Genomic DNA, 11,286 nt, shown 5'->3' on the forward strand with positions numbered 1-11,286 from the left:
GTGGTGAAGCGGACGTCGCTGGCCGCAGCAGGCTTTAGCGCGGGGCACACCAGGGGTTGCCGGTGTTGGGCATGGCCTGGACGAGATTCTCGCTGAGCAGCTGCATCCCGGCATCGCGGCCGTCGGTGAGCTCGATGGCGACGAGCGCGGTGCCGTCGATGTCGTTCTCTCCCGTCGGCAGGATGGTAAAGCCCCGTGCCAGCCAAAGCCGCAGCCGGTCGCGGGCGCGGATCGCCATGATCTGCTCGGCCCGGCAAGCGGCGACGCGCCCGCTGAGTTCCGGGGCATCGACGTTTTTCAGCCGCCATTTGCGGCCGTCCTGCCAGCCGGTGTCGCCATCATAGATGCAGGTACCGCTGCGTCCGGGCCGGTTCGCCCCCTCGCACGCCGGCAGCACGGCGGCGGCGGAAGCGGCTGCCGAGAAGACAAGCGCCGCAACGGCCATCCCGGCCTGTGCCCATCCTGGTAAAGCCCGCATGTGCCCTTCCCGTCCCGCCAGTGCCCCCGGCTCCGCTCGGCGTTGCCCTTCCCTGCTGTGGGGCTTGCCAGCGTCCACTCTGCATTTGCCGGCTAGTGAATCAAGCGGAAGGAATGGCGGTGCAGCCTCGTCAGACCTCCCCCGCCTTCCGGCAGCGGAACGCCCGCTGGAGTGCCGTGTGTCGGACAGCGCGTAAACAACTCGGCGGTGGGATCAAAACCCCGGTCCAGCGCCGACGTCCATCGGTACAGGAATGGTGCGTTGGTGCGGTGCCGGCTGCAGGGCTCGAACACGCAACCCCCTGCGCTCACTTCCGGAGCGGTGCTAACCACCTCGGACGCCAGCGTGAGATCCATTTCCACGGCGCGAAGACGCCGCTGCCTTTACTGCAGCCCCATCGTCTCCCGATACCCCTCGAGATACTCCCTCTCGCCCTCGCTCACCCGGTCCATGCCGTTCATCGCCCGGTGCCAGAGCGGCACGATCGCCGGCGGCCTGCCGGCCTTCTCGATGCGCCTCGCCTGTTCGTCCGAGAGCGTCAGCTCGATCGAGCCGAGATTGTCGCGCAGCTGCTCTTCGCTGCGTGCGCCGAGGGCGATCGAGTGGACGCCCGGGCGCTCGCGGAGCCAGGCGAGCACCACCTGCGGTACGCTGCGGCCGACTTCACCGGAGACCTCCTTCAGCACATCGATCACCCGGTAGAGCCGCTCGGTGTCAACGATGTGCGGCTCCGGCCAGTCGTTGCCCTGGCGGGTGCCCGGATGCGGGCCGTTGTTGCGGTCGATCTTGCCGGTGAGGAGCCCCTCCCCGAGCGGACTCCAGACCTGCGTCGCAACGCCGAGATCGCGGCCGGCCGGAATGATCTCGTACTCGGCCTCGCGGGCCTCGGGCGTATAGTTGAGCTGGTGGGCGACCGGCGGCGTCGCGCCGAGCATCTTCGCCGTCAGCACGGTCTTGGCCACCTGCCAGCCACCATAATTGGAGACGCCCCAGGACCGGATTTTGCCGGCGCGGATCAGGTCGTCCATCACCGCGACGGTCTCTTCCACCGGGGTGACGCCGTCCCACTGGTGGATCCAGTAGTGGTCGATCCAGTCGGTCTGTAGGCGCTTCAGGCTCTCGTCGATCTGGCCCATGATGTGGGCGCGGGATGCGCCGGCCATGTTCGGCCCCTCGCCCATGCTGGTGCGAACTTTCGAGAAGATCAGAAGGTCGTTCCGCCGGCCCTTCACCGCCTCGCCGACGACCTTTTCGGAATCGCCTTTCGAATAGATGTTGGCGGTGTCGATGGCGTTGACGCCGGCGTCGCGGGCGATCTCGATGAAGCGGCTGGCGTCCTCGACGCCGACATTGCCGGTCTTCTCGAAGCCGTGGGTGCCGCCGAAGGTGACGGTGCCGAGCACGAGGGGCGAGACCATCATGCCTGAATTGCCGAAAGGGGCGTATTTCATGTCGGGTTCTCTCGCTTGATTGCCGGTTCGGATCGCGGATTTTTCGCCCAGCTGTGCGAGCAACGCGAATCCCTGCCGCGCAGTTCGGTCCGTTCGTCGCCTCAGTCCGGCAGCTTGCCCTTCGTCAGGACCGCAGGGAAGCACTGGATGACAGGAACTTCACCTCTGCGCCACGTGACAGAAAATGACAAACCCGCGGCTTCGGGCCGGCATCGGGGCATCCTGGCGAAGCGCCGAAAAGGCGTTGGCATTGTCTATCCGCGACCCCGCACGCACACGAGCGGATCACCCTCGCGACCATCGCGCAGGACGATCGCTTCCACGTCGCCGAACCCGGCGCGTTCCAGGTAAAGGCGCACCAGGGCGGCTTGGCCGTTCGCATCGAGCGCCTGCCACACGGCGACGGCCTTGGTGGGGAAGCAACGGTTGGAGAAGCTGACGGCGACGAGACCTTTCCGGCGGAGTACCCGCCTCGCCTCGCGAAACACCGCAACGGGCTGCTGGAGATACTGAACCCCGACGCAACACAGCACAGCATCGAACCGCCCGCTCTCGAGAGGAAGGATGGGGGCGCGGTTCAGGTTCTGCACGAACCAACTGTCGAGGCGAGGATTGGCGGCGAGTTCCTCCTCGTTCATGCCGTGACCCACGACCTCGCGCAGTTCGAGGTCGGCCGGCAGATGGCTGACCCAACTCGACATGAGGTCGAGAACGGCATCGTCCTTGCGGAGGTTACTGGCGTAGAACCGCGTCAGGGCCGCGGTCGCGTCGCCGTCGATATGGGTTACGAGCCGCGCCGGTCCGTAGAACAGTCCGTCATCGCCGGGATCGGCTTTCGCAAACGCCTGTGCCGGGAGTTCTGGAAGATCTTCGCTCATGCTCTTCGAATGAGCGAGGGGCAGCTTTGTTGCGCTACCAGCGACCAGTTCGATCGCTTCCATCGAGGACGAATGGTGGGTCAGGCGTAGGTCGTCTGGGTCAAAAGCCGACCGGCAGCCATCGATCAGACCCAGCACAGAAAGCCGCCGCTCCGTCGACGGCCCACCCCCGTCGCTTCCTGTCCGCCGATGACAGTCCGAAGGCAGACGTCCGAGCCGGTAGTCATGAAGCCGCTGATGTCGACGACAGTTCAGGCTCTCGGCTGCAGGCGGCTGGAACGCAGATCGCCGGAGAGCTCCAGCAGCCCGTAGGCGGTGGCCGCGATGTGGGATTCGATGCGCTTGAGGTCGCGGGTGATGTCGAGCTGCATCGAGCTCGCGTCGATCCGCTCGCGGCGGCCGCCTTGCATGTGGACGAAGTGCCGCTGGGTCGTGGCTCTCTCGATGTCGCGGAAACCTTCCTTCTCCGACACCAGCCGGTGCGCCGCCTTGACGTCCCCGGACATGAAGACCGCCACCGCGAGCTGGAGGTGATCGAGCAGGCGAGCGTGCATGTCGTCGATCTGCCGCTTGGCATCTTCCGGCAACTTGATGCCGGACTGGATGCGCTTGGCGGCGATGTCCATCAGGTTGCGGTCGATGATGTCGCCGATATGCTCGAGGTTGATGGCAAGCGCCAGCGTATCTGCCATGCGCCGCGCGTCGGTCTCACCGAGTTGCTCCTGGCCGATGGTGCCGAGATAGCGCTGGATCGCCGAGAACAACGTGTCGAGGATATCGTCCATCTTCCGGGTTGCGGAGATCTTTTCGTGGTCGTCCTGGTGGAAGGCCTGCTGCGAGGCCCGCAGCATCCGATCGATGACATCGGCCATGCGCAGGACCTCACGCCCCGCATTGGCAAGGGCCACGGACGGGATGGCGAACGCACCGTCGTCGAGATACTGCGGCATGCCCGGGTCCGTCGCCCCTGCCCGGGCAGGGAGGATCCGTTGAAGCCAGCGCGCCATCTTGGGCAGGATGGCGATGAAGATCAGCCCCATGCCGACATTGAAGGCGACATGGAAGTTCGCGGCGGCGCGGGCGGGTGACGGGTCGAGCGACAGCATGGCCTCCGTCAGCGGCCCGAGAAAGGGCACCACGAGGGCGCAGCCGACGAGGCGGTTGATCAGATTGCCGACCGGCAGCCGCATTCGCACGGGATCGCCGCCGAGGCTCGACACAAGCGGGTTGAGGGCGCTGCCGAGGTTGGCGCCGAGTACCATCGCCAGCGAGGCTTCCGGCGCGATCACCCCGGCGCCGGCGAGCGACATGATGAACAGCATGGCCGCGACGCTCGAATGCGCCGCCCAGGCAAGCAGAGCCGCCAGGACGATGTTGAGCATGGGGTCCGCGGTCACGGCGCGCAGCAAATCGCTCAGCGCCTTCGATTCTTCCAGCGGCTGCATGGTGGCGATGAGGAGATGCAGCGCGAGCAGGATCAGGCCGAGGCCGATGACCGCCGAGCCGGCGTCACGCACCATCGAACTGCGGCCCGAGCGGTAGGCGAGGAAGCCCGCGAGGAACAGGACCGGGAAAACCTGGGTGATGTCGAAGGAGACCAATTGGACGATCAGCGTCGTCCCGATGTTGGCGCCGAGCATGACCGCAAGTGCCGGCATCAGATCCACGACGCCGCCGGCGGTGAAGGCACTGACCATCATCGCCGTGGCGGTGCTGCTCTGAAGCAGCGCGGTGACGCCGATCCCCGTGACCAGGGCGCGGGCGCGGTTTTCAAGGCCAATGCGGAGGACCGTGGTCAGCCGACTGCCGAGCGCACGCTGGACGCCGTTCGTCACCATGTGGATGCCCCAGAGGAGCAAGGCGATCTGACCGGAAAGGCTGATCAGGACTTGGGTGGCGGACATGCGACTCTCCTGCCTGGACAGGCAATGATCCTGATCCAGACTGCGCCGTGAAACCTGCGCCAGACTGTCACAAAGCGCAAGATGTGCGCTTTATTGAATGGCAATGGTTCACGGAGAGGTGCACCTTGTTCTCCTGTCGGTCGGGGGCGATAACGGGTCATGGCATCTAAGGGCATCAAGCAGCAGGTCGGGGCGCTCCCCTACCGGCAGATCGAAGAAGGCAAGCTTGAGCTGCTCCTGATCACCTCCCGGGACACCGGACGCTGGCTGATCCCGAAAGGCTGGCCGATGGCTGGCGTGAAAGACTGCGACGCCGCGGCGCAGGAAGCCTGGGAAGAGGCATCCGTCGTCGGACCCGTTCGCCGCAAGCCGATCGGGAGCTATCGCTACGACAAGCTGCTCCCGAAAAAAGCCATTCCCTGCCGGGTGAACGTCTTCCCATTGCTGGTGGAGATCTTCGACTATGCGTGGCCGGAGTTCGGCGAACGCAAGCGCGTCTGGTTTTCGCCCGATGAGGCAGCGTCCCTGGTTCTCGAAAAGGGGCTCGCCAAAATACTCTCAGGGTTCAGCCCCGAAGAAGGAGAGGCCGATGGCGACAAGTGGAGCCCCGTCTCAGCACGGGAAGACATGACGGATACCGCGAGCTCGAGCTAGCCTTGGGTGGGACTGTGCCCGCCTCTCCCTCGAGCATCCGGGCGATTGGGTGGACCCACCCGATCAAACAAAGATGCCTTGGATTTGTAAAGCGCCGTGCATCCTTCAAGACACTCGAGGCTCTACGGCGCTTCGGCGGATAAGGCTGATTGCCGTCGCTTTTGAACGGCATTCCAGATGGCGGCCAAGGCAAATCCGATCACCGTGCCGGTGATCTTCATGTCCATGTCGATCAGCCTTCCATGCCGTCCGGGTGCCAGGTTCTGCAATGCCTCCAGTCCTGCGGCCGAGGCGATCACCAGAGTGGCGGCGACGAGGAGATGCCTCGGGTACCCGACCCCGAAAAGCGCTCCGACGATGGCAAAGGCGAAGAGATGCTCGGTTTGGATGCCGGTGACGACGGGCCTGAGGCCGATGGGCGACAGCGTGACGAAGGCGATGAAGGAAATGGCTGCGAACGCCGACAGTCGGGCAAGGGTGCGAATTCGGTTCATTCCGCTCCATAACAGATATGTCGATCAAGCCGCCACAAGACCGATATTCCAGAAGGCAATCGTCGAACCGCAATCCAACCTCGTCGCGGCGAACGCTTGGCTGGGATCAGACTGCGGTCCAGCGCTGAAGATCCTGCAGAGTTCCAGATGAGCCTGCCAAGACCGCGCCCCCGCCGAGGCCTGATCGCCTCACCGAGGTTGAGTGCGGATGGAAACGACCGCGTGCTTTCTGCCGCCCCCATCAGAGACGCTTGCCATCCTGGCCGAAGGCGTGAAGCGCAGCGACGGGGGCGAAGACTTTCACGCGCTGGCCGATATCGAGCCCTGATCTTCCGGCAACGCGGAAGATCAGCGGCGTCGTACCGCCCCCGGGCGTCCCGTGCACGTAGCTCTCGGCGCCGACCAGTTCGACCGCGGAGACGAGAACCTCGGCCGAAAGCCCGTCGGTTCCCTCACCCAGGGTGAACGCTTCCGGGCGAACGCCGAGGGTAAACCTCCCATCGGCCACCGGCGCATACCCCGTCACGCTCATCCCCTCGGCGAGAATGATCTCGCCGCCCCGCCGCTCGGCGGCGAGAAGGTTCATGCCCGGCGAGCCGACGAAGCCGGCGACGAAGAGGCTGGCGGGTTTCTCGTAGAGATCGATCGGCCGGCCCACCTGCTCCACCAGTCCCGCGTTCAGAACCACGAGGCGGTCGGCGAGCGTCATCGCCTCCATCTGGTCGTGCGTGACGTAGACGCTGGTCGTCGCCAACGCGCGCTGCAGTCGCCGGATCTCGATGCGCATCTGCACCCGGAGCTTGGCGTCGAGGTTCGACAGGGGCTCGTCGAAGAGGAAGGCCGCCGGCTCTCGAACGATGGCGCGGCCCATGGCGACGCGCTGCCGCTGGCCGCCGGACAGCTGGCCCGGTTTGCGGTCGAGAAAACTTTCGATCTCGAGCGAGTTGGCGGCCGCACCGACGCGGCGCTCGATCTCGGCTACCTTCATGCCGCGGTTCTTGAGGCCGTAGGAGAGGTTCTGGCGAACCGTCATGTGCGGGTAGAGCGCGTAATTCTGGAACACCATGGCGATGTTCCGGTCGGCCGGCTCGAGGTCGTTGACGACCTTTCCGCCGATTTCGATCGTCCCGGCGGTGATCGTCTCCAGCCCGGCGATCATCCGCAGCAGCGTCGACTTTCCGCAGCCCGACGGGCCGACCAGGACGAGCAGTTCGCCATCCGCGATATCGAGCGAGATGCCGCGCACGGCCTCGGTCTCGCCGTAGCGCTTGCGCACGTCCCTGAGGGTGATCGATGCCATTGCTCTACTTCTCGGACTCGACGAGGCCCTTGACGAACCAGCGCTGCATGAGGACCACGACGAGGACCGGCGGAAGGATCGCGAAGATCGCGGTGACCATCACGAGGTTCCAGGGCGTTTCGGCGTCGGCGAAGGAGACCATCTTCCGGAGAGCGATGATGATCGTGTTCATCGAGCTGTCGTTGGTGATGAGGAGCGGCCAGAGATACTGCGTCCAGCCGTAGATGAAGAGGATCACGAAGAGCGCGGCGATATTGGTCTTCGAGAGCGGGATCAGGATGTCGCGCAGGAAGCGCATGGGGCCGGCCGCGTCGATCCGGGCCGCCTCCACCAGTTCCGGCGGGATGGTCATGAAGAACTGCCGGAACAGGAAGGTCGCGGTCGCCGACGCCATCAGCGGCAGCGTCAGGCCTGTATACGTGTCGATCAGGCCGAGATCGACGATGACCTTGTAGGTCGGCAGGATTCGCACCTCGACCGGCAGCATCAGCGTGATGAAGATGATCCAGAACGCCACCATCCGCCCGGGAAAGCGGAAGTACACGATGGCGAAGGCGGAGAGGATCGAGATCACGATCTTGCCGACCGCGATGGCGGTGGCGACGACAGCCGTGTTCCACACTAGCCGCGCGATGCTGACGCCGCCGATCTGACCGACGCCCGAAAACAGCGCGGTGCCGTAGTTCTCGACGAACTGGCTGCCGGGAGTCAGCGGCAGCGGCGGCGACAGGATCGTCCGGAGCGTCTGCGTCGAGGCGATGAAGGTGTAGTAGATCGGGAAGGCGACGATCAGGATGCCGACGATGAGCACGACATGCGCGATCACTCGGGCGATGGGGCGATGCTCGACCATCAGGCGTAATGCACCTTGCGTTCGACGAAGCGGAATTGGATGGCCGTGAGGCAGATCACGATCGCCATCAGGATCACCGATTGCGCGGCCGAGGAGCCGAGGCCGAGGTTCACGAAGCCATCATTGTAAACCTTGTAGACCAGCGTTTCCGTCGCCTTCGCCGGTCCGCCGGCGGTGACGGCGTGGATGATGCCGAAGGTGTCGAAAAAAGCGTAGACGCAATTGACCACGAGCAGGAAGAAGCTTGTCGGCGCGATCAGCGGGAAGACGATGGTCCAGAACCGCTTCGACCCGCGTGCGCCGTCGATGGCCGCAGCCTCGATCAGCGAACGCGGCACCGACTGGAGCGCGGCGACGAAGAACAGGAAGTTGTAGCTGATCTGTTTCCAGGCCGCCGCCACCACGACCAGCACCATGGCCTGGTCGCCATTCAGCAGCGGGTCCCAGTTGTAGCCGGTCGCCCGGAGCATGTAGGCGAAAGTGCCCATGGTCGGGCTGAACATGAACAGCCAGAGCAGACCCGCCACCGCCGGCGCGACCGCGTAAGGCCATATCAGAAGCGTCCGGTAGAAGCCCTTGCCACGCACGACGGTTTCGGCCGCGGAGGCAAGGAACAGCGATAGCCCCATGGCCAGTGCGGCCGTGGATACGCTGAAGATGACCGTCACCTTCAAGGCATGCAGATAGTTCGGATCGGCGAGGACCGCCTGGAAGTTGGCGAGCCCGACGAACTCGGTCGAGAGCCCGAAGGCATCCTCGCGCAGCGTCGACTGATAGAGGGCCTGCCCGCTCGGCCAGTAGAAGAAGACGAGCGTCACCGCGATTTGCGGCGTCAGCAGCAGATAGGGCAGGATCTTGTTGGGAAAGACGACGCGAGGGGAAGCCACGGGCGTCTCGCCTAGCGCACCGCCGCCGCGATGGCGGCGTCCCCGCGTTCCTTCGCCTTGGTGAGCGCGGTCTTGGCATCCTGGCTGCCGTTCAGCATGGCCTCGAACTCTTCGTTCTCGATGTCGCGCACCTGCGGCAGGTTGATCAGGCGCACGCCCTTGGAGTTCTCGGTCGGGGGCTTGCCCATCATCTGGCTGATCGGCGTCTCGCGGCCGGGGTTCTTCTCGTAGAAGCCGCTCTTCTTCGTCGCCTCATAGGCCTCGAGCGTCACCGGCAGGTAGCCGGACTTCTGGTGCAGGTGCGACTGGATGTCGGTCTGCGAGAGGAAATTGAAGAACTGGGCGATGCCCTTGTATTCCACATCCGTCTTGCCGCCGAAGACCCAGAGGCTGGCGCCGCCCGGCGTGGTGTTCTGCGGCGCGCCGTTGCCCTTGGTGTCGTAAGGGAGCTGGCCGATGCCGTAGTTCATGCCGGACTTCACCACGTCGCCGAGACCGCCGGAGGACTCCGTCAGGATCCCGCATTCCCCGGACAGAAACAGCTGCTTCGCCTCGGAGGTACGACCGCCGTAGCGAAACACGCCTTCCTTGGCGAGATCGGCGATCGCCTGGAAGTGGTCGACATAGATCGGCGCGTCGATCGCGAGCTCCACCTTGCCGCCGGCGAGCCCGTTCTCTCCGCTGGCATAGGAGACGTTGTTCCACGCGGCGAAATTCTCGAGGTGGATCCAGGTCAGCCAGGTCGAGGTGTAGCCGCAAGGTGCTGCGCCGCTCTCCTTGATCTTGCGTGCGGCGGCAAAGACCTCGTCCCAGGTTTTCGGCGGGGTGTTCGCATCGAGCCCGGCCTTCTGGAAGGTGTCCTTGTTGTAGTAGAGGATCGGCGAGGACGAGTTGTAGGGGAAGGACAGCATCGTGCCGTCGGGCTTGGAATAGTAGTTGACGATGCCCGGGAGGTACTTCGATTTGTCGAAGGTGTAGCCGCCCTGTTCCAGCACCTCGGCGACCGGCTTGATCGCGCCCTCGGCGCCCATCATCACCCCGGTGCCGACGTCGAAGACCTGGATGATCGCTGGCGTCTGCTTGGCACGGAAGGCCGCGATACCGGCATTCAGCGTCTCGGGATAGGTCCCCTTGAACACCGGCTTGATGACGTAGTCGCCTTGGCTGGCGTTGAACTCCTTAGCCAGTTCCTCGACCACCTCGTTGTTGGCCCCGTTCATGGCGTGCCACCATTGCAGCTCCATCGCGGCCTCGGCAGAGGTTGCAAAGGCAGCGCCGAGCGCAAGCGTGCACAGGATCGAGCGAAGCGACATGGTATTCCTCCCGGAGGCGACGGGACAGGTGAGCCTTCTTCGAGGCTGCGCCCTGGTCCGATCGCCGGATCGATTTCACGACGGTCTTTGCCGCCTTGTAAGGACACGCAAAGAGCCACGCGAAAGCGAGGGCGTCAACCAGTTGATAGCTTAGGATCTTATGGGAGCTGTGGATGGGCGGTATGCTGGTTGTCGCCTGGTCCGGATCCGGACATTGCTCCACGAGGGTCCTTGATGGGCAGCCGTCATATCGAATTCGCAGCGTCGAGGAGATGCGGGACGATATGGCGCTCGATACGGGCGTCATCCCATTTTGCGCGGGCAACCGAGCACTGGATGGCGGAAGGCGCGCGGGCGCCGTTGCGGACGGCGGCGGAGATGCCGACTTCGTTGAGCAGCAGCTCGTCGTATGCGACCGAATAGCCTCTCTCGGCCGCCTGCTCGATCGCTTCGAGGATCTTCGGCCGGTCCATCAGCGTGTTCGGCGTAAAGCGCCGCATCGGCCATTCCTCGACGCAGCGGCGCCGGTCCTCCGGCTCACGCAACGACAGCATGGCCCGCCCCGCGGAGGTGTTCAGCGCCGGCACGCGGCGACCGACGATCGTGGCGCCGAAGGCTGCCCGGGCGTTCGGCAGGCGGACTGTGTAGACGATGCTGTCGCCATCGAGCAGCGCGAGGTTGACGGTTTCACCCAGCACCTGGCGCAGGTCGATCAGCTTCGGCATGGCGACGCGGACAAGATCGTCGGCCCAGAGATAGGCATTGGCGAGCTCGAGAAACTTCACGGCCGGGCGGAAGCGCCGGGTCTCGGGATCCTTGGCGAGATATCCCAGGCGATGAAAGGTGCTGGCGAGACGCTGGGTTGCGCTCTTGTCGAGCCCCGACGCCGCCGCCAACTCGCTCAGCCCCATCTCGCAGCGGGTTTCGTTGAAGGCCTCGAGCAACCGCATCGCCTTTTCCAGCGACGCCACGAACAACGTGTCCTGCTTCTCACCTTTGGCCTCCATCGACATTCCCTCGCCTTCGCCGTCTTTTTAATCAGTATGGTCGGTTGACTGTTTGGTAGGCGTCGCT

Annotated in this window: 11 protein-coding genes; 1 reads left to right on the forward strand and 10 read right to left on the reverse strand. The window is 64.7% G+C overall.

The annotated features are described in order from the left end of the window. Window positions 1–34: 34 nt before the first annotated feature. The 4 genes from ACZL02_RS05950 to ACZL02_RS05965 form a co-directional block, all read right to left on the reverse strand. Entirely contained in the window at window positions 35–478 is a 444-nt protein-coding gene (locus tag ACZL02_RS05950) for a thermonuclease family protein (RefSeq protein WP_472937669.1), read from the reverse strand. Between the two features lie 383 nt (window positions 479–861). Then, window positions 862–1,929, reverse strand: coding sequence for an aldo/keto reductase (locus tag ACZL02_RS05955; RefSeq protein ID WP_472937670.1), 1,068 nt, complete (start codon window positions 1,927–1,929; stop codon window positions 862–864). A gap of 254 nt (window positions 1,930–2,183) precedes the next feature. Next, the gene (locus tag ACZL02_RS05960) at window positions 2,184–2,945 is read right to left on the reverse strand and encodes a class I SAM-dependent methyltransferase (RefSeq protein WP_472937671.1); all 762 of its coding nucleotides are present in this window, start codon (window positions 2,943–2,945) and stop codon (window positions 2,184–2,186) included. A gap of 113 nt (window positions 2,946–3,058) precedes the next feature. Beyond that, window positions 3,059–4,711, reverse strand: a complete 1,653-nt coding sequence (locus tag ACZL02_RS05965; RefSeq protein WP_472937672.1) for a Na/Pi cotransporter family protein — start codon at window positions 4,709–4,711, stop codon at window positions 3,059–3,061. Between the two features lie 159 nt (window positions 4,712–4,870). Here ACZL02_RS05965 and ACZL02_RS05970 point away from each other — a divergent pair, with 159 nt between their 5' ends. Further along, window positions 4,871–5,365, forward strand: a complete 495-nt coding sequence (locus ACZL02_RS05970; RefSeq protein ID WP_472937673.1) for an NUDIX hydrolase — start codon at window positions 4,871–4,873, stop codon at window positions 5,363–5,365. A gap of 122 nt (window positions 5,366–5,487) precedes the next feature. On the opposite strand, the gene ACZL02_RS05975 is transcribed toward ACZL02_RS05970, so the two are convergent. From ACZL02_RS05975 to ACZL02_RS06000, 6 genes are all read right to left on the reverse strand, one after another. After that, window positions 5,488–5,859: a VanZ family protein gene (locus ACZL02_RS05975; RefSeq protein ID WP_472937674.1), complete on the reverse strand. Its 372-nt coding sequence runs from the start codon at window positions 5,857–5,859 to the stop codon at window positions 5,488–5,490. Between the two features lie 241 nt (window positions 5,860–6,100). Continuing rightward, window positions 6,101–7,159 (reverse strand): sn-glycerol-3-phosphate ABC transporter ATP-binding protein UgpC, encoded by a 1,059-nt coding sequence (gene ugpC / locus ACZL02_RS05980; protein WP_472937675.1) that lies wholly within the window; start codon window positions 7,157–7,159, stop codon window positions 6,101–6,103. Between the two features lie 4 nt (window positions 7,160–7,163). Then, entirely contained in the window at window positions 7,164–8,012 is an 849-nt protein-coding gene (ugpE, locus tag ACZL02_RS05985) for a sn-glycerol-3-phosphate ABC transporter permease UgpE (RefSeq protein WP_472937676.1), read from the reverse strand. Beyond that, on the reverse strand, window positions 8,012–8,899 hold the full coding sequence (gene ugpA, locus ACZL02_RS05990; RefSeq protein ID WP_472937677.1) for a sn-glycerol-3-phosphate ABC transporter permease UgpA: 888 nt from the start codon (window positions 8,897–8,899) through the stop codon (window positions 8,012–8,014). Before ugpA ends, ugpE begins: the two co-directional genes overlap by 1 nt. Before the next feature lie 11 nt (window positions 8,900–8,910). Then, entirely contained in the window at window positions 8,911–10,212 is a 1,302-nt protein-coding gene (gene ugpB / locus ACZL02_RS05995) for a sn-glycerol-3-phosphate ABC transporter substrate-binding protein UgpB (RefSeq protein WP_472937678.1), read from the reverse strand. Between the two features lie 245 nt (window positions 10,213–10,457). Further along, window positions 10,458–11,219 (reverse strand): IclR family transcriptional regulator, encoded by a 762-nt coding sequence (locus ACZL02_RS06000; protein ID WP_472937679.1) that lies wholly within the window; start codon window positions 11,217–11,219, stop codon window positions 10,458–10,460. Window positions 11,220–11,286 lie beyond the last annotated feature (67 nt).

The sequence above is a fragment of the Mesocryomonas fontinalis genome (assembly GCF_055730125.2).

Bases quoted from the DNA above. Each gene is read 5' to 3' on its own strand.
- ACZL02_RS05950 (WP_472937669.1), bottom strand. From the start codon at position 478: ATGCGGGCTTTACCAGGATGGGCACAGGCCGGGATGGCCGTTGCGGCG.
- ACZL02_RS05955 (WP_472937670.1), bottom strand. From the start codon at position 1,929: ATGAAATACGCCCCTTTCGGCAATTCAGGCATGATGGTCTCGCCCCTC.
- ACZL02_RS05965 (WP_472937672.1), bottom strand. From the start codon at position 4,711: ATGTCCGCCACCCAAGTCCTGATCAGCCTTTCCGGTCAGATCGCCTTG.
- ACZL02_RS05970 (WP_472937673.1), top strand. From the start codon at position 4,871: ATGGCATCTAAGGGCATCAAGCAGCAGGTCGGGGCGCTCCCCTACCGG.
- ACZL02_RS05975 (WP_472937674.1), bottom strand. From the start codon at position 5,859: ATGAACCGAATTCGCACCCTTGCCCGACTGTCGGCGTTCGCAGCCATT.
- ugpC (WP_472937675.1), bottom strand. From the start codon at position 7,159: ATGGCATCGATCACCCTCAGGGACGTGCGCAAGCGCTACGGCGAGACC.
- ugpE (WP_472937676.1), bottom strand. From the start codon at position 8,012: ATGGTCGAGCATCGCCCCATCGCCCGAGTGATCGCGCATGTCGTGCTC.
- ugpB (WP_472937678.1), bottom strand. From the start codon at position 10,212: ATGTCGCTTCGCTCGATCCTGTGCACGCTTGCGCTCGGCGCTGCCTTT.
- ACZL02_RS06000 (WP_472937679.1), bottom strand. From the start codon at position 11,219: ATGGAGGCCAAAGGTGAGAAGCAGGACACGTTGTTCGTGGCGTCGCTG.